This is a genomic window from Limnospira sp. PMC 1279.21 (assembly GCF_032349615.1).
Classification (GTDB): Bacteria; Cyanobacteriota; Cyanobacteriia; order Cyanobacteriales; family Microcoleaceae; genus Limnospira; species Limnospira fusiformis.
In genome coordinates, this window is the sequence record NZ_JARPLU010000072.1 from 1 (window position 1) to 24,200 (window position 24,200).

A 24,200-nucleotide genomic window follows, 5' to 3' on the forward strand; every position below is an offset into this window, starting at 1 on the left:
CCGGACATTCGGTTTCCCTAATCATGGATGGTTGGCAGTGGTCGCATCTGGTAGTGGGTTCTACTTCACGCCTTCCGTTCCCCGCTTCAATCCTGGGGTTATGATTCCCAAAACTGGGGGTGGCTATCGCCGTTACTCTCAACGCAATTGTTAAGGAATCATTAAGATTTCCGGTTTGGCGTTTTGACCTTGAGTTCCCTGCCTTGTTTTGTATATTTCTATACCAAACGTTGGGACATATAAACAGTTATAGGGATGGTCAGGAGTGCGCTCCTTATATTCAACCAAGGGGTTGAAATCCCCACCGAGCGGTTATTTCAGGTATTGCAACCCTATTTCATGCCCGAACGTCTCGCACCCATGATTTCAATCTAGCAGAAAACTATGAAAGTTGATCATAATATCAGCCCAAACTAGATGCCCACACTACCTGAGTAGTTCTTGAATTATATTGTAGTGGGAGCATCAATTAACAATTAACTATAAAAACTGCATCAGGAAACTGGCAAGGCCCTTAGCACCTTTGGGTAATACCCCGCAATGAATCCATCAAGTTCTGATATTCAGGAGGATTAATCAACCCTGAACTGTAAAACTGTGCTAGACAGCTATTTAGGGCATTAAATGCTGTTTCCTTATCAATCCAGGACTTGCCCCCAAGCAGTGCCTCTTCTGGAGTGGAGTAGTCGTTATTGGAAGTTAGATGGTCACCGTAGGGCAGGATGATCTGCCACTTCCAACGGTGACGGAAACTGAGAGTTGATATCAGTAGCCCATAATAATCCTTGTGCATTGATTTTTGTTACCTAGGTGACAAAACTTAATTTTTATTTAACAATTGTATTATATTTTCTAATCAATATCAAGTTTGGGCGGCGTGATACCAAATCTTCACGAGTCGGTCAGATCCGCCACTAGCTATGGTTTTGCCGTCAAGACTAAATGCTAGGGATAATACGTCTGCTGAATGGGCGGCGATGGTTTCTAATAATGTGCCGTCGCCCAGTTGCCAAATGTCGATTTGGCCTTTACTGTTGCCAGTAATTAACTCTGTACTATCGGGTTTAAAGGCGATCGCAAATATATCGGCATCATCAGCCCGCAGGGTACGCCATAGCTTCCAGGTCTGGTCTTGTTGATGCCATAGACCGATGGAACCATCCCGACATCCTCCGGCTAACATTTGACCGTTAGGACTAAAAGCAACGGTTCTCACCCAGTCAGACCAACGGGGTAGGCTTCCTAATTCTTGTCTTTGCTGTAGGTTCCACAGGCGGACAGTTTTATCCCTAGAGGCGCTGGCTAGGGTCTGACCATCTGGGGAAAAGGCGAGTCCATAAATGCGATCGCTATGACCATAGAGAGTGTAGGAAGGCTTCCCTTTTTTGAGATCCCAAATTTGTATGGTTTTGTCCCGGGAGGCGCTGGCTAGAATATCTCCCTGGGGGGAAAAGGCCACCTGTTCCACAGCATCTTGATGACCAATGAGGGTATACCAGCGTTTACCTTTTTTGAGATCCCAAATTTCCACAGTCTGATCACGACTACCACTAGCTAAAATGTCTTCCTTCGGGGAAAAGGCGATCGATGTTACCCAATTTTCATGACCAGTTAGCGTGTACCAACGTTTCCCATTTTTCAGTCTCCAAATTTCTATAGTCAGATCTTGGCTACTGCTGGCCAGTATTTCCTGATCAGGAGAGAAAGCTACACAGGTGACTTGATTACGGTGTCCTGTCAGCGTATGTAGCAGTTTCCAGCTAGGTGATGACCGTTGAGGTTGAACACGGCTAGGTTTTGGTGGGGTGGGTGGCTGAGAAGTTCTAGCCGTCGGTGGTGGGGTGATTTGCTGACTGGTTCTAGCTGTCCGTGGTGGCGGTGGGGGCAGTGGTGGCCGCGGTACTCTCACCGATGCAGCCGGGCTAGGGAGTGCCGTATTATCAAAGTTATTAATATTAATGTTGTGCAGAATCGTCGGGGGTAGTCCACTAGGATGCAGTGCCCTCAGTACATTCAGCGGGGAATTATAGCGCTGGGAAGGTAGGGAAGCCACCATTCTATCTAAAACTAAGCCCAGTTTATTACTAACCGTATTTTCCTGTAAATAATCTCGCCAAACCCATTTATCTTGGTGAATATCATAGAGGTCAAAGGGCGAGATTTGGGTGAGTAAATATAAGCAAGTCACCCCCAAACTATAAATATCACTAGCATATATGGCTTGACCCCTAGTTTGTTCTGGAGCCACATATTCAGGACTGCCGATAATAGTTCCTGGTCCTGATAAGTTGGTGCTTTGTACTACTTTCGCCGCCCCAAAGTCCACTAATACCAACTTACCCGATGTCGAGCTATTTACTAATGTTTGAGATTGAATAATATTGGCGGGTTTAATATCCCTATGAATGACTTTATTTTGATGTATAAATTCTAAAACTGGCAAGAGTTCATCAAGTAGTTGAATTATTTGAGTTTCGTTAAAAGTTCCCTGGCTAATTACTAAGTCTTCTAAATTGGGGCCGTTAATATATTCTTGGACTAAGTATTGATTATTGTCCTGTTGAAAATGTGCCAGCAAATCTGGGATGTGGGGATGTTTTCCTAGTTCATCGAGACGTTGGGCTTCTTGGTGGAATAATTCCGCAGCTTTGCGAGTAGTTTCTACCCCTTGGGTTTGGGGAAAAAATTGCTTAATGACGCAGGGGGGATGGGAGGGTTTATCGTGATCAACTGCCAAAAATGTTTTCCCAAATCCGCCATGACCAATAGGTTTAATAGCCTGGTATCTCTCCCGTAGAAACAGTTTGGCACCACAGGTGAGGCAGAATTTAGCATCATCTGGATTTTGGGGATGAGAACATTGGGGATTGAGGCAATAACTCATGGTAGAAAATAATTACCAGGGGACTAGGTTGGGGTTTTTATTCTGTTTCTAAGCGGAAGGTTTGACCATTATGATTGGTGCGGTAAAGCCAATGGCGCTGACCATCAGACACTCGGACCCGCCAGCCATCTACTAACATTTGACCACATAATTCGTCTGGCTGGGCGAGTCCTAAACAGGTATTTGGCCAAGTCTGTCTTTCGGCGGCGAGGATTTCGATTTCATCTGGGGAACTTCCAGTGCGATCGATGACATCTTGGCGCAATTTGGTGGTAATTTCCGGGGGGAGATCGGCTAAATTTTGGGAGGTTTCATCCATGATCATCACGGCTTCAGGGTTTTCTACCATAATGGGGTCTGGAGTAGCAGAGTCGGTTTTGACTAAAACCACAAAGGCGACTAGGGCTAACACGCCTATCAGTAGGGCGAAGATGACCCGGGGAGGTTGTAGGTAGATGGGTCGGTCTGGCTGGTCTTGGTTGGCAGAATCCTGGGGCTTAGGTTTCATAACTAGGACTCGCAAAAACTAGATGATGACGCTTGGAAATATTATAGCTTAATAATTATGGGAAGGAAATGATACAGTATTAAATTAAGTACAATTGTGGGGGTTTGATGTATGGATGTACTATTAGAGGGGGGTGCAGTCCTGGAAAAACGGGATTATACCTTAATTGTGGATGTCAGCGAGAGTATGGCAATGGCTGGCAATAAAAAGGGGCAGTCTCGCTGGGAGTTAATGCGACAATCGATTTTAGAGTTGGCAACCTATTGCGAACATTTTGACCCGGATGGGATTACTTTATATTTATTTGCTGAAGAGTTTAAGCGCTACGATCGCATTACTTCTGACCATGTGGGAGAGGTTTTTGAGAATCATAAACCAGCCGGAAAAGCTGATTTAGCCTCGGTTCTCAAAGATGCCACTGATAGTTATTTTGCTAGACGGGCGACGGAACAATCACAGCCTAATGGTGAAACTATTTTTGTGGTGACGGGTGGGGAGATTATTAATACGTTATTGGAGGTTAAACGCATCTTGATTAATGCTTCCAATCAATTAACCCATGAGGAAGAGTTGGCTGTGGAAATGATTAGGGTGGGCTCTAGTGAAGAGGCTACGGCGTTTTTTAAGGTGCTTGATGATGAGTTAACGGCGGCGGGCGCTCGTTACAATATTTGTGATACAGTGAGTTTGGAAGATATGGAAGAGATTAGTTTGACGGATGTTCTATTGCGGGCAATTACTGATTAGATTTGAGGGGATTTCCTGGAAATAGGCAACCATTGGGGTTGCCTTGATTGATGTTATTGCGGATGCCATTTGATATTGCAACCAATACTGGGTTTTTGGTCGCTGTTGATGGGTTTGTCGGCGATAATGGCATCTAAAGCCGCCCGCAAATCTGCCCCGGTGACGGGTAAGTTATTCCCGGGGCGACTGTCATCTAATTGACCGCGATAGACTAATTGGCGATCGCTATTAAACAAGAAGAAATCGGGGGTACAGGCTGCTGTATAGGCTTGGGCTACTTCTTGGGTTTCATCGTAGCAGTAAGGGAAGGAAAAACCTACTGTTTCCGCTTGGTTTTTCAGGTGTTCGGGTCCGTCTTGGGGATGGGTTTTGATGGAGTTGGCGCTAATGGCAACTATTCCTATTCCTAGGGGTTGATAATCACGTCCTAATTGGGCTAGTTCATCTTGAATATGTTTAACGAAGGGACAGTGACAACATATAAACATGACTAGCAAGGCTTTTTTATCCTTAAATGTATCGACGGATATCATTTCCCCAGAGGTCACGTCTGGGAGTTGAAAATCTGGGGCGCGCGTCCCCAAACTTAACATGGTTGATGCTGTTAAAGCCATGATTCAAGATTCCTAATTTCTACTATTGGATAACATCTGTTATCATTATAGCGGATCATTCTCGACTCAGGTTAGGTAACGCCATGGCTGATAACTAGGATGTTTGGGGGTGGGGGGTAAGTTGACATGAAGGGAATGTGATATGATCTCAAATAGCCACCCATAAAATGGAGAGAGCTATTATGAGCGATATCATATCCCTAAATACTTCAACGGCTATTAAGTTGGATGATTATATCCAATATGCGGAGGGGGGAATTGTTAGCCGGGTTTTGCTGAAAGATGCTCACTGTCAATATACCCTATTTTGTTTGGGGGCTGGCACGGAAATTTCGGAACATACAGCTACCAAAAACGCGACGGTTAACGTTTTGGCAGGTCGCGGAATTTTAATTCTGGAGGGGAAAGAGATTACCTTAGAGGCGGGAGTGTTTGTATTTATGAAAGCCAACGCACCCCACGCCCTGAAAACTGAGGAAAATCTGGCATTTTTACTGACTCTTTCGGCTGGTAATGAGTAGGGAAATTAAGTGACTTTAGCGCCTTGGGTATCAATTGCAAGCGATCGCACATCTACCCCGATGTTATAGCCCCTCCAAGCCTCCCTCATAGCAGATACACATAAGTGGGTGTGGGGGGGGTCTGTGAGGGCTAGAAGGGTCGGTCCTGCCCCGCTAATGGCTAATTCGTAAGCGCCTGCATCTAAGGCGGCTTGTCTGACGGTATCATAACCCTGAATCAGAGATTGGCGGTAGGGCTGATGGATTTTGTCAGCCATAGCCACGCGCAACCAGTCTCCCTGTCCGGTTTCTAAGCCTCGGACTAATAAACCTAGGTGGGCGGTGTTGAAAATGGCATCGGCGCGGGTATAATGGGAGGGGAGGACGCTGCGGGCTTCGGCGGTGGATAGTTCAAAGTCGGGAATAGCGACGACGGGGACTATATCTTGATGCCAAGGAATTTCGCAGATCTGCCAGCGGTGGTTATGGTCGGCTACTGATAACTGACAGCCCCCCAACAGGGCGGGAACTACGTTGTCGGGGTGTCCTTCTATGGCGATCGCCATTTCCATAATTTCTGTTGGAGTTAGGGGGTTTCCGGCTAGGGTATTTGCACCCACTAAACCCCCGACAATTGCTGTGGCTGAACTTCCTAAACCTCTGGCGAGGGGGACTCCTAGTTTGATGTGAATTTTGACGGGAGGGGGAGTTTGATTGATGTGATGGTAGAATTTGAGAAAGGCTTGATAAACTAAGTTGCGATCGTCTGTGGCTACGCGATCGCTTTCTAGTCCTTCGGCGGTAATTTGGTGGGGTTTTTCTGTATCTGTTAAAGGCGAAAATTCTAGGGTATTATATAGGCTGAGGGCTGCACCAATACAATCAAACCCTGGTCCAATATTGGCGGTGGTGGCGGGGACGGTAACGGTAATTGGGTGAGACATTGAAAATGATGAATATGGGCTAATTTTGTGGGAAAATTAGGGATTTTATCCCTGGCTTGTAGTTATGCAGACCATGGCTAGTTATTCTGGGTCTTGGTTGGCTGAATTTTCGCCAATATTAAGATTCTTTTTGGACTCTTTTAATTCTTTCCAGAGTTGTTTGATTCTTTGGTAAGCCACTTCGGAACTCAGTTTACCATTGGTTTCTAACCCACAGATATAGTTCACCTTATGTGCAAACTCTTGGAGGTTAGAGTTAAACATCATATTTTGGGGGCTAAATTCTCCACGATAACGGGTTTTGGGGTAAAGAAATTCGTCTTTTTCGTTCATATATTTAGGCTGAATATGTTAGTTGGTATCCTGGGGGAAAGCTACTACTAACTCCCTCAAAAAAAATGCTATTCTGGCTACATTTTTAGGTGCTAGTAATATCATTAATGAAAATCAAGGACTGACACTTAGGGGGTATCTGGGTTTAAGTCTGACCGTGGTGATTATAGTATTTCAGGCGGGTTATACAAGGGAAAGGATTATATTTTTGACCAGTATTTATACTGACTCAATCCGATTAAATGATTAACTAAATCCGGGTCAACTTAGCTGAAGATCATATAGCATTATGTATTATATGTTAGGCGATACCAAAAGGGGAGTCAATATGTCTATGGGTTTAGACAAACTCCCCATGGTCAAAGAGGTTTCTAGCCTATTATAGGTTATTGTGGCGCACCATATCCCCCGCCGCCGGGAGTTTGGATGGTCAACACATCCCCTATACCCATAAGGGCGATCGCCGTACTACCGAGATCTTCAACAGTCCCATTTTGGCGAGTAATGGAATTACGCCCCACCATACCCGGTTCACCCCCAGCCATACCAAAAGGTGGAATGATGCGATGTCCCGATAGGATAGTGGCAGTCATTTCCTCCAAAAATCGAATTTGGCGGATAATACCATTACCACCGCGATAGTTTCCGCCGCCGCCGCTGTGGGGGCGAATAGCAAAAGCATCGATCAGAACTGGATAACGCCATTCTAACACTTCTGGATCAGTTAGGCGAGAATTAGTCATGTGAGTATGTACCGCGTCGGTCCCGTGAAAATTTGGACCTGCGCCAGATCCGCCGCAGATGGTTTCATAATACTGATAGCGATCGCTTCCAAAGGTCAAATTATTCATAGTTCCCTGGGAAGCCGCCATAACCCCCAAAGCGCCATATAAAGCATCAACCACAGCCTGAGAAGTTTCGACATTTCCCGCTACTACAGCCGCCGGAAATTTGGGGTTAAGCATACAGCCTTGAGGGATGACAATTTCCAAAGGTTTTAGACATCCAGCATTGAGGGGAATACTATCAGCCACCAAAGTCCGAAATACATACAAAACCGCCGCTTTACAAACCGCCTGGGGCGCATTAAAATTACTTTCCAATTGTCGAGAAGTTCCGGTGAAATCTATTTTAGCGCTGCGGTTTTGGCGATTAATGCTAATCGCGACTTGAATAACTCCCCCATTATCCAGAGGATAAATAAACTGACCATCCCGCAGAACATAAATAGCCTTTCTCACGCACTCCTCAGCATTATCCTGGACAAATTTCATATAAGCCTGGACTGTGGCTAACCCATATTGTGCGACCATTTTCTGTAATTCCGTCACCCCTTTTTCGTTAGCGGCAATTTGTGCTTGTAGGTCAGCAATATTAGTCTCCGGGTTCCGCGCCGGGTAGGGATGATGAGTTAATAATTTCAGCAATTCTGCTTCTCGGAATTTGCCACTATCAACCAACTGGAAATTATCGATTAAAATCCCTTCTTCCAATACTGTTTGACTATGGGGCGGCATAGAACCGGGTGTTATCCCTCCCAGGTCAGCATGATGACCGCGAGATGCCACATAAAATAAAATGTTTAATCCGGCGGTATCAAACACTGGAGTAATGACGGTAATATCAGGTAAGTGAGTCCCGCCATCATAGGGATTATTTAGCATATAAACATCCCCCGGCTTGAGAGTTTCGGCTTTGGCTTTAATTAGGCTGCGGACACTTTCTCCCATAGAGCCTAAATGTACAGGAATATGGGGAGCGTTAGCTACGAGTTCCCCCAATTCATCAAAAATTGCACAGGAAAAATCTAGGCGTTCTTTAATGTTAACTGATGATGCCGTATTTTGTAGGGTAATTCCCATCTGTTCCGCGATAAACTGAAACAGGTTTTTAAAAATTTCCAGACGCACGGGATCTGGTTTATTGGTCAAGGTATTGGTGTCAATGGGGGAGGTTTGGGGCTGGGAAATTTTGGCTAAAACTAAGTGATTGCGTTCGGTTAATTGGGCAGACCAACCTGGTTCTATAATATTAGTTCCGGTGGCTTCAAGAATAATCGCAGGTCCGATTACTTCATCTCCTGGCTGTAAAATCTCTCTGGGAAATACGGGGGTTTGTTGCCATTTATGATTAGCAAACATAGGGACGGTAGCAATAGGAGATGGGGGTTGATCATTTCGACGAGATAATATGGTTTCCGGGGGATTTTCCATCTGGCGGACTACTTCGACGGATACAGATTCAACTATTAATTTTTTGTCGGCTTTGACAAAACCATAACGGGTGCGGTGTTCGGTTTCAAAGGCGGCTTTCATGGGTTCGACTTGGGGGGAAAATGGGACGGTTAGGGTGGAGTCAGTCCCCTGATATTTTAAATTAGCGCGATAAAAAACTATGTCGTTGGGGGAATTGTGGGGGTCAAGTTCCGATCGCATTTCGGTTTCTAAATCGGCTAAAACTGGGGTGATATCTGCTAATAAATGTTCGTTTAGCGTGGCTTCTATGGCTTTCTCGCGGATGTTACCTACATCTGCTAGGGCCATGCCATAGGCAGATAAAACGCCAGCGTAGGGATGAATAAACACCCGTGTAATGCCTAATGTATCTGCGATCGCACAGGCGTGTTGACCTCCTGCGCCGCCAAAGCAACAGAGGGTATATTCGGATACGTCATAACCCCGCTGTAGGGATATTTTCTTAATCGCATTAGCCATATTTTCTACGGCGATCGCAATAAAACCCGCCGCCACTTCTTCCGGTTGGCGAGGGTCTCCGGTGGCTTGAGTAATATCTGCGGCTAACTGGTTAAATTTGGCTTTAACTACTTCTGGGTCAAGGGGTGAATTGGCTTGGGGTCCGAATACTTGGGGGAAAAATTCGGGTCTAATTTTGCCTAACATTACGTTACAGTCAGTAACTGTTAAAGGTCCCCCACCACCATAGCAAGCGGGACCTGGATCAGCACCCGCAGACTCTGGACCGACACGATAGCGGAAACCGTCAAAGCATAAAATTGAACCTCCCCCGGCTGCTACAGTATGAATAGAAAGGATAGGCGTTCGCATTCTGACTCCCGCAATTTCGGTCTCAAATTGTCTTTCATATTCGCCATTATAATGCGCGACATCTGTGGATGTTCCACCCATATCAAAGGTGATAATTTTGTCAAAACCTGCCTGTTTACTGGTTTTCACTGCGCCGACAATGCCGCCAGCAGGTCCTGATAAAATGCTGTCTTTTCCTTGGAAGTTTTGGGCGTTAGTTAAAGCACCATTGGACTGCATAAACATTAATTTAGGCAGGTTTTGCGGCGGGCTAGATACTGCATCTTTTGGGGGCTGGTTGCCATATAATTCCTGGGCAACTTTATCAATATAACGCCTTAAAATGGGTGAGAGGTAAGCATCCACTACGGTGGTATCTCCCCGGCTGATTAGCTTCATGAGGGGGCTAATTTGGTGGGATGCGGAAATTTGGGTAAAGCCAATTTCGGCGGCGATTTCGGCGATTTTTTGTTCGTGTTTGGGGTAGCGGTAGCTGTGCATTAGGGCGATCGCACAACTGCGAATTCCGTCTTGATAAGCCTTTTTTAGGGCGATTTTTAAGGGTTCTAATTGGAGAGGTTGCAGTTCTTCCCCTTGGGCGCTGTAGCGTTCTTCTGCTTCGATTACCCTTTCATATAGCAGGGATGGTAAAATGATTTCTTGGGCAAAAATATCGGGGCGATTTTGATAGCCAATGCGGAGAGCATCTTTAAAGCCTTTGGTGATGATTAACACAGTGCGATCGCCTTGGCGTTCCAGGAGTGCATTGGTTGCTACTGTGGTTCCCATTTTTACCTCAGAAATACAATTTTCTGGGATGGGTTCATGCAAACCAATTCCTAAAATTTCTTTGATACCAGCTACCACAGCATCCTGATAACGTTGAGGATTTTCTGATAGGAGTTTATGGGTCACTAAACTACCGTCTGGTTTGCGCGCGACAATATCTGTAAATGTACCGCCTCTATCTACCCAAAATTGATATTTATTTACTAAGTTTTCAGCCATTGAATAATCCCCAATCATGTGAATTGTTGACAGTTACTCTAGTCCCATTCTATATAGCCATTCTCAATCAATACAGAAATCAGCCCCCACCACCTTCTCACCTTCTGGGAGAGGGTGGTTAGGGGGTTAGGTGATCTGGTCTTATTTATGAGACAGTTGCTTTAGTCTTTGGTCGGGAGGTATGACTATATATTCACCATAAAAGAGACTAAATTCGATGGTATTGTGTATCAGTTTGATGAGACGATCGCCCCAAAGATGCGATCGGGATAATAACCGATGATTTTGCCAATTCTGTTGTTTCACCATAAAAACCCCCTGAATCAAAAATTGGGTATAAGTAGGGTCTAACCTACTGACAGACTCAATAGATATCCCTCAGATATTGGGTTGACAAATAAACCCCGGATTATTTAGAATAGCGGGATTCTAACCAAATTCTGACATCTTGTTCCGTATAAAAACGTTGATTGCGCCGAGTGAAAGGGTCATAAACATCCCAGACTAAATCACCATCTTGATCATAACTTTCAGAGATTCTGATATCCCCGCCACCCAGCAGAAAATTATACAATAAACTAGGTATTTTTTGCCACCAATTAACAATACCTTTTGTGGGGTAAATGCCGGAATAATTCACCAAAGCATTACCCGTCAATGGCATGGTACTACAAGCAGTTCGTTCCGTTGATTTCATCGCCACAATTCCTCCATGAATATTCAGTTGTAACAAACCATAAAGTAGAGGAGATGCTAACTTTAAACTCCCTTATTTATCGCGGTTCACATAAATAAGCGATCGCCAAAATAAGTAAATTTCGATCACTCTATAAAAAGTATGACCTACCTCAGCCAAAAATAACAGATGCAGTTATGATGAATTGTAGCCATAACAGTTTAATTTTTGGCAACTGTTATGGTAAGAAAATCAGCAACTGTATCCTTGTAAGGGATTTGGAGGTATGACCATGAAAGCCAGACCCGTGGAAAAGTCTCCCGGAGTGAATTTGTATGAACAGGTAGCCAACCGCATTCAGTCCCTCATTAAAGAAGGGACCCTGAAACCAGGCTCGCGCATTCCCTCAGTCCGCAAAATGCACCAACAGATGAGTGTTAGCATCACTACAGTATTAGAAGCCTATCGCCTCCTCGAAGACAGAGGGCTAATTGTCGCGCGTCCTCAGTCGGGGTACTATGTTCGCCATATTCTGTCACTTCCACCCGCAGAACCCACCTCCTCAGCCCCTCCGGGACTAGCCTGTAACGTAGATACCTCAATAGCTTTTAAGATCAATAAAGTCCTACGGGAACCAGGAATGATTAAACTCGGTGCCGCCGTCCCTGACCCGGAACTATTCCCCCTCGCCGCATTAAATCGACTGATGGGACAGGTAATGCGTCAAAACCCAGAAGTCTGTCACTCCTATAACGCGCTACCAGGGTTGGAACCTTTACGCGATGAAGTAGCCAGGAGATTAATGGATGCGGGTTGTTCCCTCACCCCAGACCAAATTTTGATTGTGAATGGGACGACAGAGGGGATGTATTTATCTCTACGCGCGATCACAAAACCGGGGGACACAGTGGCGATCGAGTCCCCATCCTATTATGGATTGTTAGAAATTTTGCAATCTCTACACCTAAAAGCCTTGGAACTTCCCACCCACCCGCGATCCGGCTTATCATTACCAGATTTGGAAAACGCCCTGAGTCAAGGTCAGGTGGCTGCTTGTGCGATCGTTTCCAATTTTAGTAATCCCCTGGGAAGCTGTATGGAAGATAGCAAGAAAAAAGCCTTAGTGGAAATTCTGGAACGCTACGATATTCCTTTGGTGGAAGATGACGTTTATGGAGATTTAGGTTTTGATGAGATGCGTCCGAAGGCGATTAAAGCGTTTGATAAAAAGGGTTTGGTTTTATATTGCTCTTCTTGTAGTAAAACCATTTCTCCCGGTTTGCGGGTAGGTTGGGTGGTCGCTGGTCGTTATCAAAACACCGTCGAACAACTCAAATTGTTTACTAACATTGTCACAGCGGCAGCTAATCAATTAGCGATCGCTGCCTTTTTAGCCAATGGAGGTTATGACCGCCATCTCCGACACCTACGACGGGCTTATGGGGAACAGGTTTTACGAATGACTCAGGCAATTTGTGATTATTTTCCCCCAGAAACTAAAGTAACGCGCCCCACAGGAGGTCACGTCTTATGGGTAGAACTTCCACCCCATTTTGATGCGATCGCACTTTACCAGGATGCCTACAAACGCCAAATTAGCATTGCTCCTGGAACCATGTTTTCTGCATCAGGAAACTATCAAAACTGCTTTCGCTTAAATTGTGGTTTACTTTGGTCTCCCAAAATTGAGATGGCTATGAAAACTTTAGGAGAATTAATTGCCAATCAAGACTCTGATAAAACTCGGTTACGCCCGCTATTTTTCGCTTGATCCAATCCCCTATCTGCACTTAATATCAGGTCTTCTGGTGATAAATCATCCCCAATAATTTGACTGGCAACTCCCGCGCTAAGGGTAATACATGAACCAATCTCAGACCCACAGTGGGGGATATTTTTAGCCAAAACCTTCAGGCGAATTTGGTTCGCTACATTCAGGGCTTCTTTTAATTTAAGACCCGGTAGGATAATCGCAAACTCTTCACCACCGTAGCGGGCGGCTAAGTAGGGCTTTTGCTTATGAGAAGCCGTGATAGCTTCTTGAATAGCTTTGGCAATTCTTGGCAGACATAAATCTCCCGCTAAGTGACCATAATTATCATTGTAGGGCTTGAAAAAATCTATGTCTAAGAGAATTAAAGAGATGGGTTGTCCTTTTTGGCTTGGTAAAGTATGTTCCATATAAAGATAGAACTTACGTCGATTTGCTAATTGCGTTAAATCATCCAAAAAAGCTAGTTCTTTCAGCTTTCTGTTTTCTTGCTGTAGCTGCCGAATCCTGATATTTTGATAGTAAATCTTACGATACAGTTTCCGCTAGAGCAATATTGTGGAGGATGTTAATGGGATATTGATCAATATTCTCCATGGTATTACTATCAACTAAAATGTCCTGAACTATTGGGCGATTTAGGATGTCAATATTCATGGTAGTATTATCTTGATAGTTCCTCGAAAAATGGGGATGTTCATGATGCAAGTTTTGGTGATTATTTAAACCCAACTTGCTGACCATTTTAGTGAAGATGACTTCCAGCTTGGACTTCAGATTAATTTCCTGGAAATATCTTGACTTTTCGATGGAAATAAGATTTAATAGTTGTGGGTTCAGAATCACGGTTAACTTACCTATCTCTCGGTTTCAACAATATCGATTATTGACGATCTGCCGTAAGATTGCCGTGACGACTATCCGCCGATACCGTGATAATCCTGAAAAAGTCTCGTGATCGGCTAGTTTGAATGATTGTGATCATTTGACCAAATTTATGTGACTGTGATCACAATGGGCTAAAAACCTGTCTGAGGGTAGATACGGAGAAATTCCCACCCAAAATGGCGAAGCAGGTTAATATTGTGGTAGATACTCACGAGGCAATCAATCTATGTCACCTTGGCCAAGCCTAATCACTGCATCTGCGCTTATCCTATACCTGGTTGTCACCATCAACGTAGGTAGAGCTAGAATGAAATATAAGGTTATGCCTCCTGACATGACAGGCGATCCCAACTTTGAAAGAGTTTTGCGGGTACAGCAAAATACCCTAGAACAGTTAATTATGTTCCTTCCAGCGTTGTGGCTGTTTTCTGAGTTTGTCAGTCCCTTAGTGGCTGCGGGTTTGGGGGCAGTATGGATAGTTGGGCGCATTCTCTATGCGTGGGGATACTATCAGGCGGCGGAAAAGCGGATGATTGGCTTTGGGGTCAGTATCTTATGCTTATTTTCCCTATTGGGGGGGTCTCTAATCGGAATTATCATCCCCTTGGTTAAACAACTGATCTAAATTCGTGGAGTCAAGGACATGGCAGAGAATCAGCCAGAAGATCCGATCATGTTTAGGATCAGCGATCGCCTCTTTCAACAATTAACCGAATTTACCGAAACCCTAGAATCCGAGGATATGAACCCGCGTCCCAATTCCGAGGGCGATCGGACAGTCAACCCGCCAACGGACTTAACCAGTTTACCGCTACCCTCGGAGTCCCCCAATTCCCCATCTGAATAACTTAATTAACGAATGGCTGATCTCGAACAATTAAAATCTGCCTTGGTCAGGACTAAAAATCCTAACCAAATATCTGCCCTAATTGTTGATTTCACCCACCAAGAGATACTTAGTGTCTACCATCAACTACCGTCCCAAAAGCAGCAACGAATTTGTCAAATTTGGGCGATCGAATTTGAATCAGGGTGACAATTAGTAAGGGTAAAGTGCATCCATGTCAGAACCCAACAATCATCCTTCATCATTACAGTATCAAAATGAATCTCCCCCTCATTCCTCCGCTTTCACAGAGGAAGAAAACGAGATACCTACAGTCACCGACTCCGAATCTTTATTTAATCACACATCAGGCTTAGTTCCCTATCTGGGTTGGGTGAGTGTTTTATCATTAATTGTCGCTATGGTCATGTTTGGAAATGACCTAGGGGCGATCGCGATTATTTATGTAATTATCACCATTTTCTGTGCGGCTTTATCCTACCGATATCCCCGCCAAGGATTATGGGGTTTACTGATTTATTTACCTTTGGCGGGGACGATCGCCTATTGGGTAGGGGATGATCGACCTATTTTTCACTTACTAAAAAATATATTATTTTACATTCCCGCCCTTTTAGGAATGCTGGTTGTCTTAATTCGTGAAAACAAAGCAATTCTGATTAATAAACATCTCAAAATCCCGCTATTAATCTTTGTAGGGATTGCTTTAATTAACCTAATTATCGTCAATGGAGGGCAACATTTTAGTGATGACCCTAGGGGAATTCCCATAGTTATGGGGATTTTCGGATTAGCCATCTTAATCGGATATATCCCCCTAATCACCTGTGGATATTACCTGATCCGTAAAAGTCAAGATGTCTATTTCCTCAATCGTTTACAGGTAGTTTTAGCCATAGTATGTTGTCTGCTAGGTATCGCTCAATTTTGGTTAGTCATCACAGGCGTTTGTCCAGACAATAGCGGCTTAGAACCCCATCTTTTACTAACAGCCAACCTACAGCGCAAGTGTCTAGTTGGGGGTTCTTTGGGCTACCTACCAGAAGCCAATTTTATCCGACTTCCCGGAACCTTTGTCTCCCCATGGCATTGGACATGGTTTTTAATTTCCAGTGCCTTTTTTGCTTTTCTAACTGCCCTCAATGACCCGAAAATCACTTGGCAGATAACTGGCGGATTTTCCCTATTCTTAATCATGATAAATGCCGTCATCTCAGGTCAGAGAACCGCTTTTTTGGCCGTACCTGTGGTGCTGATATTATTAATGGTTGCCACCAGTCATATATCCCGTTGGAAGCGATTATTAATTAGCTTTTTAGCCATCGGACTATTTTTGTTAACTACCCTCGTCATATTTCCCAATCTAGCCGAGGGACGAATTGAAAGTTTTACCGGACGCTGGATAGCATCCCCCCCTCCCGAATTTGTCATAGATCAAACTCAGTGGACTCTCAGAAATAGCGGAGGCTTATTAGGTAATGGACTCGGACGAGGGACTAATGCCACCCGCAGTCTAGGTAGCACACGGCTACTAGAAACCTATTATTCTAAACTCATCTACGAATTAGGCATCATAGGAGCGATCGCCTTTTTAATATTGGTAACCACCCTGATGATCGAAGGTTTCAAATCTTATCATCAAGTCCGCAATTCTCATCTGAGAAATGATGGTATTGTCTTCTGGATTTTTATTATCATTATCGGTTACAACCCCTACTGGTATCCTCTCGATACCGACCCCGTTGCCGTTTATTACTGGTTGATTGCTGGGGTGATGTTGAAAATCCCCAGCCTAACCGAATAACCGTTGTTGCTTGTTTAAATCAGCTTCTCCCAGATAAATTTGGCGCTGACCTTTGGGAATAGTAATCCAACCCAAATCTTGTAGGCGGTTAGTCAGATTAGAAATACTCACCCCCAACTCATCCCTAATACTGTAGAGATGAGACCACTTACTGAGATCGCGACCCGATCGCTTTTCCTCCAAAATATGACGAGGCATCAGCAGACAACTGGCAAAATATTGAGCCTGCCATTCAATGGAAGCAATTTGAGAGGAAACCGCACCACTGCGACAGACAAATGGTTCCTGGGCTGTTGAGGATGACCAACCGTAATTTCCCAGATTCAATTCTAACTGTCGAGCTACCCCGTCCACCTCATCCTGATTAATATGAAGGACCCAGTGTCCGATTTCATGGGCGATCGTAGACTCGATAAACCCTTGGGGTTTTTCTAAAATCTCTTCGTTAATCTCAATTTGTCTAGCGGCGGGAATAATGCGGGCGGCGATCGGCCCTTGTTCGTCCGCTGGTATGTAATCCCATACTACCCCCAAATCTAAAAAGTCCGCCACCAAACTCGACTCAAAAGGCCACTGAGGAGCAAAATTAGGGGTAGCCGCCATGCGCTGAAGAATCTGATCAGCGCGACGTTCAATAGATTCTTTCGCATAAAAGCGATAGGGTTTGAGAATACTCACTGATCTTTCCCCGAAGCTGCATCAAATACCTGTTTAGCAAAATTAGGGTTTTCCTGAAGTCGTCGAAATAGCGCTGTGATCTCCCGGTTATTCTGTTTGAGGAAATTCTCGTAATGGTGGGGAATGCGTCCCGCCAAAAAGATTAACTCCTCCTCATCTATGCCCAAATTTCGCGCTAAACCCCGGATTACCTCCTCTTTGGGAGCATAATCAGCGCGATCGTTCTCTAGCTTTGATAGATAGGTAAAGTCCACACCAAGCAACCCCGCCAGTTCTCGCTGGGAGTAGCCCCTATCCTTGCGAGCCTGACGGATCAATTTACCAAAAGTTTGTGTTTCGTCCACGGCATTGTCCTCCTGGTCTCTATTATAAGACACCTTGAACAAAATTTCAACTGATAACTTGACGAAACCATCAACACTTGTTAGTATAGATGTAGTTGAACAAAGCATCAACTGCCAAGGCTCTACTGATAGCGCTCAACTGTCAATAAAACCACATCATGCCATAGATGTAGAGTCTAAGGCTTCCAGATGTTGGGTGAAATGGCGAACCGGAGGACAGATCCCATGCTCAGGACTTGGACTGATACCCATTACCAACTAAATGATCACGACTGGCTCTATATTGCCACCCATGAGGAACTAGGTTCAGCGTCCCTAGTCTGTCCGGGTTATACGCGCGACGGTACAGGATTTAGCATTCATTTTACTGCCGCTCACACGGAGACTTTAGAGAAACTGATCGCCGCCTTAAAGATTTTGAAAGCACAACCCCAACCATTATCTACTTATCCCGAACCAGAAAAAACAGTTTCTGTGATTCGCTAAACGCTGATTTTGTCCACATTTTCACGAGTTGTAGAAACCATGAATAAAACTAACGAAAAACCCACAATTTCTGTATTTGGAAGTAAGCACAAAGAAGCGATGCTAGTGCCGGAAATGCCGATCGCTGTCCGTAATAATTGCCAATCGGGAAAATGGATGATTGGAGATGAAGAATATGGCTCTAAATGCTCGATGACGATTATCAAATTTAGCAAATTTTTTGGCAGTTTAGGGCAAACTAACAACACATTATGGGGACAAATTTGGTTTGTAGCTGAATCGGGAGAACTCCCCCAAGGTGTTGTATTGGTCACTTATATTAAAAGTCGCTCTCTCAGTGATTTTAACCGGTTGGTGGCTTCTGTACAAAGCCAAGGTGTAGAACCTGCTATGGGGATTTTTGTGCCGGAATTTGTCCGCCATTCTGGTCAGAAACCGGATGAAAATGGAGTGGTAAAACCGATTAATTACTATAGTTTAAAGTGGTCTTGGGTAGAACGTAGTGATTGGTCGATTTTAGAACAGGCGGCGGCGGTTTTAGCTGATCCGGCTAACCTGTCCCGTATGATTGATTTGGAAGGAACCCGACAAATGATCTGTTTGGATAATTTGTCACCCCATGAAGTGGCTTGTTTAATGGCGGCTCATTCTCCCTCAGATCGCGACAATGAGATGATGTTACCTCCGGTTAATGATCAACAAGTTCCGGTAGCAGTGTCTTAGGGATTGAATCGGATGGATAGCTTAACTCTCCTCTTACCGAGGGGAGGGTTAGCCAGTTGAAATTTAGAGGGTATCTGATGAAAAATGTAGTCCGGTTAACGCGAAAGGATTTGTGGGAACGTCAACTGCTGGAAAACTTGAGTTTAAGCGATCGCCTCCGAAATCATACCCTAGAAGATATCTCCAGTCTATCTGATGATTTGCAACATATTAGTTTTGTGGTAAAATCAATTCAGACAAACTATCAGGCTGTTCTCGAAGAAAATCAACGTTTGAAGTCTTTGCTAATCGGATTAATGGATGGTTGCTATTGCTGGGAAGGTAATCGCTGCCCCAATTGTCGCGCCATTTTAGCAACTTTAAACCCGGATAAACCCGCTAGAAGTGAGCATCAAAACAACTCAGATATAAGTATCGCTAAAATCCGGAGATTTGTCGATACCCAAGAGAGTTAAGTTAGCCATTTTTGGGGTATTTTCTGACTCTAAAATTAGCATTTGAGGTGAAATAATGAGCAAATTAGCATCTTTAGAAACCCAGTCTCAAATTATGGCGGCGTTCTCTAAAATTATTAGCGATCGCCAAAATATAGTTTCCAAGGTAGCCACGAAAGAAGAACAAGCCGAACGGGAGAAACGGAAACAGGTTCTGGAACAGGCGGCGACTTATACGGTTGATAGCCTGGTGAAAGGATTAGCAGATTTACAGCTAGATTTTAGTGGTGTAATCACGGAACTCTCGGAAAAACTGGAAACCGAATCTGCGAAATTAGATGCTATTAAACGCGGCATTAGTATTCAATCTCAGCAACTGGAAGAACTCCAGAAAATTCGGATGGTGGCTGATGTTTTGCATCTGGTAACGCAAGAACATCAAGAAAAGATGAACCGGCTAGAGACACAAGCCAGCCAACGCCAAGAAAGCCTGGAAAAAGAGATAGCTAGGGAACGGAAGTTATGGGAAAAAGAACAAGAGGACTTTGAGACTGCTGCGGCTGAATATCAAGAAAATACGGCGAAACATCGTCAGCAGGAAGCGGAAGATTATAGCTATAATTTACAGCGACAGCGACAAATTGAAACTGATCAATATGAGGAAGCGAAACGTCGCTTAGAACGTCAAATTGAAGAAACGACTAAAGAACATGAGAAAAATTGGCGGGAAAGGGAAAAAGTGTTGAATGCGGAACAGGCTAAATTTGAGAGCGATCGCCAACGGGTGGCGACCTTTAAGGAAGAGTTAAAACAGGCTTTAAATAAAGCCAAAGAAGAGGCGATTCAAGAAGCTACTCGCGAGGCAAAAGTGAAGGCGGATCTGTTGGCTAAGGAATGGGAATCTAATCAACAGGGATATGAATTGCAAGTGGCATCTTTAGAAGCAACTATTGAGCGACAAAATGAACAAATCACGAATTTGTCGGCACAGTTACAGGAAACCATGAAACAGGCTCAAGATTTGGCAATGAGAGCGTTTTCTGGGAATCGTAACAATCAATAATTGATGAGAAACTAAACTAGGATAAAGCGGAGATTAATTATCATGGCAAAAATTAGCGATCGCAACACAAAAGCCGAAATTTTAGCAGCCTATCATGAACTGCAAAAAGAACAGGAAGCTCTGAAAGCAGAGATTAGTAAATCCCCCGCCGCCGCGCCACCACCGCCGCCTACACCCCCAGCAACTACACCCGTGAAGACGGTTACACCACCCGCACAACCTCCTAAGTTTAATAAGTCAAAATTGCAATCTACCCTAGATAACTTAACTATACTTCAGTCAAGTTTTGGGGGGGTAATTAGTGAATTATCAGACCAGTTAACCTCAGAAGCTACCCGACTGCAAGAATTACGAAATGGGGTAGCAGAGGCGGAACAGCATTTGCTAGAACTGCATAATATTGAGTCAATAAGTGATGATACTTTAGATGTTTTAATTGATCAGTATCATCAGAGTTTTAAAGAATTTGAGGAGGAATTAAGCGATCGCCAGGAGACTTTAGAACAGGAATGGCAAGGACAACAAGCCACCTGGAAGAAGGAAAAAGAAGAACATCAACAGTTAGTTAAAGAACGCAATCAGACGGAGACTAAAAACCGGGAACGCGACCAGGAAAGTTATCAATATAACCTCCAGCTTGAGCGAGACTTAGACGAAGAACAATATCAACAAAATCAGGCGGAACTCTACCAACAGCTTGAGGAATTGCAACAGCAAAAGCAGCAAGAATGGTTAGAAAGAGAAACAGCGATCGCTCAACGGGAACAAGAACACTTAGAAGTTAAAACTAAGGTGGCAGAATTTGAGAAAAACCTAGAAGATGCCATTAAAAAAGGTAAGGAAATGGGGCGGAATATCGGCAATTATCAAGCTAAAATCAAGGCGGATTTATGGGGTAAAGAAGTGGAAGGGCAAAAACAGTTCTACGAACTGCGAGTTAAATCCCTCAGCGAAACCATTAGCAATCAAGAAAATCGCATTCAAAGCATCTCCAAACAACTAGACTCCGCCCTAAAACAAGTTCAAGATTTAGCGGTGAAAGCGATCGAAGGTTCCTCTAATTCTAATTCATTCCAAGCCATGAAAGAAATCGCCTTAGAACAGGCGAAAAATCAACAAAAGGGTAAATAGTCCCATAGGGGCGGGTTAACTAACATGAATCAACCCGCCCTAATTACTGTAGGCAGATATAATTATGAATTATGAATTAATCAAGGCAGTTTGATTATCTATTGTTGAATATCAGATATAGTTTGTGTTCCCTGACTGGAAGTTACATAACCCAAAAATGCCTGGACTGGTGGACTTGCTGGATTTTTGTAAACATAAGATAATGGTCGCTGATAGGGATAGTTAGTAGCTTCTGGTGTCACCCCATCAATAGCGACCACCCGCACAGTTTGCTGATTTACCACCTGAGAGTAAGTAGCATAACCAATACCATCATTATTAAGCTGTCTTAGCATTCCAGTAGTTTCGTCACGGGGAAGAGTAGTGATATTAGATGTAGTGCCAAAATTCTGACCTTGGAGAGCAATTTCTTGGAACATTTGATGAGTTCCACTAATGGGAGGTCGGTTAATAACTCGGATAGTTGCATCAGGACCACCAACTGCTGACCAATTAGTTATTTTTCCGGTAAAAATCTGCTGAATTTGGTCTGAGGTTAACCCCCGTCGGAAAGGGTTATTAATAGACACTACTACAGCAATTTGATCTGTAGCAATGGGAACCTCAACTAACCCTTGATTTTTCTCTTCAGAAGTCAGGGGACGAGAAACCGCAGCCAGGTCAATTTGTCCGGCCATCAATGCTTGTATACCTTTCTCAGTTCCGGTAGCTTGGGTATTAACTATGCTTCCGGGAAACTGTCTTTCAAAACTTGATTTTAAGCCTTGATTAAAAGCGACCATTGCGGTAGAACCATCTATGCTGATAGTTGTACCATTAGGAACTGATGTCGGTAGGCTAAAGGTGGTATTATTAGAGGTTGGTGGAGGGGATACGGTGGAAGGTGGGGACACTGTGACTGTAGTTAAATTATCAGGTTGTGGAGAGGAGTTTTGGCTCAAATACCAATAACCTACACCCCCAATGATGATAAAAATGACAATGTAAACAACGGGAGGCGTACCAGTTCGTTTAGCCATGATTTTGGGTAATAGTTAATTATGATTAATGGTGGTTAACTGTCTAATCTTTTCCAACTTTCGGAAATAGTTGTTTCCCCAGAGTCTTGGTTGTTGCTAGTGGCTAGTTTCCCAGCCTTTGACTCTGAGGATAGTTCACTCTCGGCCGATGGTTATAGCGATCGCCATTGTACCGGACTACTGATAATCCCCCAACATAACCGCCATCCTGATTTTGTCTTAGGTTGTTTAAATCATGGTTAAAAGCAGGTTAATTTTCGCTGGTGGCTTGAGTGGCCATGGTCTGGCTGTAATTGTAGTTATTGTAATAGAGAACAGCCCGATCTTGAGCAGTTAGATAATTAGGGTCATCAAAGGAGACTTCCTGCATGAGTTGGCTGGCGAGCTGCCAATTTCGCGCTATGGTTTCCCAGTCCTGTTTTGATTGAGCAGTTTGGGTTAAATTGGCTGCTTCTATGGCTTTGCGGACGGCTTCACCAAAAGGATCTGAATTAACTAGGGGTTCTGTGGGTGGGTCTATCTCTGCTGCTGGTGCGGGTTCTGTGGGTGGGTCTATCTCTGCTTGTGGTGCGGGTTCTGTGGGTGGGTCTATCTCTACTTGTGGTGCGGGTTCCGTGGGTGGGTCTATCTCTACTTGTGGTGCGGGTTCGGAATTAATTAGGGGTTCTGTTGTTTGTTGGGTTGTGGTAGCGATTAGACTTTGGGAATTGGCGACAATATTGGTCACTATAACTTTGATGTATTCTAAGTTCCTATAACCTATGGGCAAGCTAATCATAATGATACATGAAACGGCGGCAATGGAGGCAAATTTTAAGATTTGTTGGCGAGAAATGTGCTTTCTGATTAAGAATTCCGCCTGATATAAATACAGGGTTGAAATAAAGGAAACTAACATACCTGAACTAACTACCAATTCGGCTGATTCCCAATATCTTACATGACAATAAGAGCTGTATATGGAACAGCTTTCAGGATAAAAAGGCACAACAACTATCAGAAAGATTAATGTAGCTATCAATAAGACAATTACAGCTAGTATGCCTTCCCAAATACTCTGTGAACCGGGATATTTGGAGAATTTGCGAGGTTTTTTAAAAGCGGATGTTATGAAATGATGGCTATAGGAAAAAACGGCAATTGCTGCAATTAAGCTAATAGCTAAAATCAACAATGCTAGGTGATGATTATTTGATATGTCATAGATAAAAGAACTCCAAAAGCCCCCCCATCGCGCGAAAATAGTCAAGACAATAAAAGCCCATAAAAATAAGCAAGTTGCCCTTAACCAGGAACTAGGATAAGGGAACCATCGCGGCCATTGAAAGCGATATGCTGATAGCTTGGGTGGTTTATGAGTGGGGGTTTGAGTGATGTCAAGAGATTGAGTCCATGCGGGGTTAAATTGCCCTAATTCTCGACCTTGAACGACAATGTTGGTAATATGCTGAGGCTGAATTTGACTAACAATTTGTTTAAGTAAATGAACGGAATAATCCTGAGGAGGAAGTTCTGGAGATTCTAGGGTGATTTCGAGATAATCATTTTTGAGCTGGGTGTAAACGGTGGTATCCTCAAGGGGGAGGATGTGTTGAATTACGGATGCGATCGCCTCCGGATCACCCAGCCTAGCTTGTTTAATGGAAGGTTGATTTTGCATAGCCCCTGATTGCCTGCTCGATCATCCAATTATAACAAGGTCAGCACCCCCGGCTGAAGCACGGGGGCTTCGTGCCCCCCTTTCAGGTAGCTGC

28 protein-coding genes are annotated in these 24,200 nt (G+C 44.1%); 13 read left to right on the plus strand and 15 right to left on the minus strand.

Annotation, left to right across the window (positions count from 1 at the left end; genetic code table 11):
- Nucleotides 1-514: 514 nt before the first annotated feature.
- The 3 genes from P5683_RS12495 to P5683_RS12505 all read right to left on the minus strand — a co-directional run bounded on the left by P5683_RS12495 (nucleotide 515) and on the right by P5683_RS12505 (nucleotide 3,392).
- A complete protein-coding gene (locus P5683_RS12495; RefSeq protein ID WP_006621852.1) occupies nucleotides 515-793 on the minus strand; it encodes a hypothetical protein in 279 nt (92 codons plus the stop codon).
- Between the two features lie 69 nt (nucleotides 794-862).
- Nucleotides 863-2,884: a WD40 repeat domain-containing serine/threonine-protein kinase gene (locus tag P5683_RS12500; protein ID WP_315639961.1), complete on the minus strand. Its 2,022-nt coding sequence runs from the start codon at nucleotides 2,882-2,884 to the stop codon at nucleotides 863-865.
- A gap of 37 nt (nucleotides 2,885-2,921) precedes the next feature.
- A complete protein-coding gene (locus P5683_RS12505) occupies nucleotides 2,922-3,392 on the minus strand; it encodes a hypothetical protein (protein WP_315669450.1) in 471 nt (156 codons plus the stop codon).
- A gap of 111 nt (nucleotides 3,393-3,503) precedes the next feature.
- Between P5683_RS12505 and P5683_RS12510 the strand changes: the two genes are divergently transcribed.
- A complete protein-coding gene (locus P5683_RS12510) occupies nucleotides 3,504-4,139 on the plus strand; it encodes a VWA domain-containing protein (protein ID WP_006621849.1) in 636 nt (211 codons plus the stop codon).
- Nucleotides 4,140-4,192: 53 nt separating this feature from the next.
- Here the strand turns inward: P5683_RS12510 and P5683_RS12515 are convergent, their stop codons facing one another.
- Nucleotides 4,193-4,753 carry a thioredoxin family protein gene (locus P5683_RS12515; RefSeq protein ID WP_006621848.1) on the minus strand — a complete coding sequence of 187 codons (561 nt, stop codon included), beginning with the start codon at nucleotides 4,751-4,753 and terminating at the stop codon, nucleotides 4,193-4,195.
- 182 nt (nucleotides 4,754-4,935) lie between these two features.
- Here P5683_RS12515 and P5683_RS12520 point away from each other — a divergent pair, with 182 nt between their 5' ends.
- Nucleotides 4,936-5,274: a cupin domain-containing protein gene (locus tag P5683_RS12520; RefSeq protein ID WP_006621847.1), complete on the plus strand. Its 339-nt coding sequence runs from the start codon at nucleotides 4,936-4,938 to the stop codon at nucleotides 5,272-5,274.
- Nucleotides 5,275-5,279: 5 nt separating this feature from the next.
- On the opposite strand, the gene thrB is transcribed toward P5683_RS12520, so the two are convergent.
- The 5 genes from thrB to P5683_RS12545 form a co-directional block, all read right to left on the minus strand.
- A complete protein-coding gene (gene thrB, locus P5683_RS12525) occupies nucleotides 5,280-6,197 on the minus strand; it encodes a homoserine kinase (protein ID WP_006621846.1) in 918 nt (305 codons plus the stop codon).
- An 81-nt stretch (nucleotides 6,198-6,278) separates the two neighbouring features.
- Complete coding sequence (locus P5683_RS12530) at nucleotides 6,279-6,530, minus strand: hypothetical protein (RefSeq protein WP_006621845.1); 252 nt, start codon at nucleotides 6,528-6,530, stop codon at nucleotides 6,279-6,281.
- Between the two features lie 386 nt (nucleotides 6,531-6,916).
- Entirely contained in the window at nucleotides 6,917-10,582 is a 3,666-nt protein-coding gene (locus P5683_RS12535; protein ID WP_315641873.1) for a hydantoinase B/oxoprolinase family protein, read from the minus strand.
- A gap of 141 nt (nucleotides 10,583-10,723) precedes the next feature.
- Nucleotides 10,724-10,891 carry a hypothetical protein gene (locus tag P5683_RS12540; protein ID WP_155839093.1) on the minus strand — a complete coding sequence of 56 codons (168 nt, stop codon included), beginning with the start codon at nucleotides 10,889-10,891 and terminating at the stop codon, nucleotides 10,724-10,726.
- A 100-nt stretch (nucleotides 10,892-10,991) separates the two neighbouring features.
- Entirely contained in the window at nucleotides 10,992-11,279 is a 288-nt protein-coding gene (locus P5683_RS12545; protein ID WP_006668841.1) for a hypothetical protein, read from the minus strand.
- A 271-nt stretch (nucleotides 11,280-11,550) separates the two neighbouring features.
- Between P5683_RS12545 and P5683_RS12550 the strand changes: the two genes are divergently transcribed.
- A complete protein-coding gene (locus P5683_RS12550; protein WP_315641872.1) occupies nucleotides 11,551-13,029 on the plus strand; it encodes a PLP-dependent aminotransferase family protein in 1,479 nt (492 codons plus the stop codon).
- Here the strand turns inward: P5683_RS12550 and P5683_RS12555 are convergent.
- Together P5683_RS12555 and P5683_RS12560 are read right to left on the minus strand one after the other, a co-directional pair.
- A complete protein-coding gene (locus P5683_RS12555) occupies nucleotides 12,984-13,487 on the minus strand; it encodes a GGDEF domain-containing protein (RefSeq protein ID WP_008056766.1) in 504 nt (167 codons plus the stop codon). The two genes, P5683_RS12550 and P5683_RS12555, sit on opposite strands and share 46 nt — an antisense overlap.
- 70 nt (nucleotides 13,488-13,557) lie before the next feature.
- Nucleotides 13,558-13,875, minus strand: a complete 318-nt coding sequence (locus P5683_RS12560) for a hypothetical protein (RefSeq protein WP_228116458.1) — start codon at nucleotides 13,873-13,875, stop codon at nucleotides 13,558-13,560.
- 268 nt (nucleotides 13,876-14,143) lie between these two features.
- On the opposite strand from P5683_RS12560, the gene P5683_RS12565 reads away from it, so the two are divergent.
- Genes P5683_RS12565 through P5683_RS12580 form a run of 4 tightly spaced genes read left to right on the plus strand, consistent with a single transcriptional unit; the run spans nucleotide 14,144 to nucleotide 16,568 of the window.
- Nucleotides 14,144-14,542, plus strand: coding sequence for an MAPEG family protein (locus P5683_RS12565; RefSeq protein WP_006668838.1), 399 nt, complete (start codon nucleotides 14,144-14,146; stop codon nucleotides 14,540-14,542).
- Between the two features lie 18 nt (nucleotides 14,543-14,560).
- Nucleotides 14,561-14,764 (plus strand): hypothetical protein, encoded by a 204-nt coding sequence (locus tag P5683_RS12570; protein WP_006668837.1) that lies wholly within the window; start codon nucleotides 14,561-14,563, stop codon nucleotides 14,762-14,764.
- A 12-nt stretch (nucleotides 14,765-14,776) separates the two neighbouring features.
- Nucleotides 14,777-14,953: a hypothetical protein gene (locus P5683_RS12575; protein ID WP_006621834.1), complete on the plus strand. Its 177-nt coding sequence runs from the start codon at nucleotides 14,777-14,779 to the stop codon at nucleotides 14,951-14,953.
- Between the two features lie 25 nt (nucleotides 14,954-14,978).
- Nucleotides 14,979-16,568, plus strand: coding sequence for a hypothetical protein (locus P5683_RS12580; RefSeq protein WP_315641871.1), 1,590 nt, complete (start codon nucleotides 14,979-14,981; stop codon nucleotides 16,566-16,568).
- Here P5683_RS12580 and P5683_RS12585 read toward each other — a convergent pair.
- Together P5683_RS12585 and P5683_RS12590 are read right to left on the minus strand one after the other, a co-directional pair.
- Complete coding sequence (locus P5683_RS12585) at nucleotides 16,557-17,246, minus strand: ImmA/IrrE family metallo-endopeptidase (RefSeq protein ID WP_006621832.1); 690 nt, start codon at nucleotides 17,244-17,246, stop codon at nucleotides 16,557-16,559. The two genes, P5683_RS12580 and P5683_RS12585, sit on opposite strands and share 12 nt — an antisense overlap.
- Nucleotides 17,243-17,590: a helix-turn-helix domain-containing protein gene (locus P5683_RS12590; protein ID WP_039932693.1), complete on the minus strand. Its 348-nt coding sequence runs from the start codon at nucleotides 17,588-17,590 to the stop codon at nucleotides 17,243-17,245. The genes P5683_RS12585 and P5683_RS12590 overlap by 4 nt, the downstream gene beginning before the upstream one ends.
- 225 nt (nucleotides 17,591-17,815) lie before the next feature.
- On the opposite strand from P5683_RS12590, the gene P5683_RS12595 reads away from it, so the two are divergent.
- From P5683_RS12595 to P5683_RS12615, 5 genes are all read left to right on the plus strand, one after another.
- Complete coding sequence (locus tag P5683_RS12595; protein WP_006621830.1) at nucleotides 17,816-18,076, plus strand: hypothetical protein; 261 nt, start codon at nucleotides 17,816-17,818, stop codon at nucleotides 18,074-18,076.
- A gap of 39 nt (nucleotides 18,077-18,115) precedes the next feature.
- Nucleotides 18,116-18,799, plus strand: a complete 684-nt coding sequence (locus tag P5683_RS12600) for a hypothetical protein (protein WP_006621829.1) — start codon at nucleotides 18,116-18,118, stop codon at nucleotides 18,797-18,799.
- A gap of 77 nt (nucleotides 18,800-18,876) precedes the next feature.
- Complete coding sequence (locus P5683_RS12605) at nucleotides 18,877-19,254, plus strand: hypothetical protein (protein ID WP_046321084.1); 378 nt, start codon at nucleotides 18,877-18,879, stop codon at nucleotides 19,252-19,254.
- A gap of 55 nt (nucleotides 19,255-19,309) precedes the next feature.
- The gene (locus tag P5683_RS12610; RefSeq protein ID WP_006621826.1) at nucleotides 19,310-20,296 is read left to right on the plus strand and encodes a hypothetical protein; all 987 of its coding nucleotides are present in this window, start codon (nucleotides 19,310-19,312) and stop codon (nucleotides 20,294-20,296) included.
- A gap of 42 nt (nucleotides 20,297-20,338) precedes the next feature.
- A complete protein-coding gene (locus P5683_RS12615; protein ID WP_315639982.1) occupies nucleotides 20,339-21,427 on the plus strand; it encodes a hypothetical protein in 1,089 nt (362 codons plus the stop codon).
- 98 nt (nucleotides 21,428-21,525) lie between these two features.
- Here P5683_RS12615 and P5683_RS12620 read toward each other — a convergent pair whose 3' ends face one another.
- Nucleotides 21,526-22,446, minus strand: coding sequence for a phosphate ABC transporter substrate-binding protein (locus P5683_RS12620; RefSeq protein WP_187758330.1), 921 nt, complete (start codon nucleotides 22,444-22,446; stop codon nucleotides 21,526-21,528).
- A gap of 99 nt (nucleotides 22,447-22,545) precedes the next feature.
- Here P5683_RS12620 and P5683_RS12625 point away from each other — a divergent pair, with 99 nt between their 5' ends.
- Nucleotides 22,546-22,689 (plus strand): hypothetical protein, encoded by a 144-nt coding sequence (locus tag P5683_RS12625; RefSeq protein ID WP_157234580.1) that lies wholly within the window; start codon nucleotides 22,546-22,548, stop codon nucleotides 22,687-22,689.
- Nucleotides 22,690-22,696: 7 nt separating this feature from the next.
- On the opposite strand, the gene P5683_RS12630 is transcribed toward P5683_RS12625, so the two are convergent.
- Nucleotides 22,697-24,106 (minus strand): hypothetical protein, encoded by a 1,410-nt coding sequence (locus P5683_RS12630; RefSeq protein ID WP_315639984.1) that lies wholly within the window; start codon nucleotides 24,104-24,106, stop codon nucleotides 22,697-22,699.
- Nucleotides 24,107-24,200 lie beyond the last annotated feature (94 nt).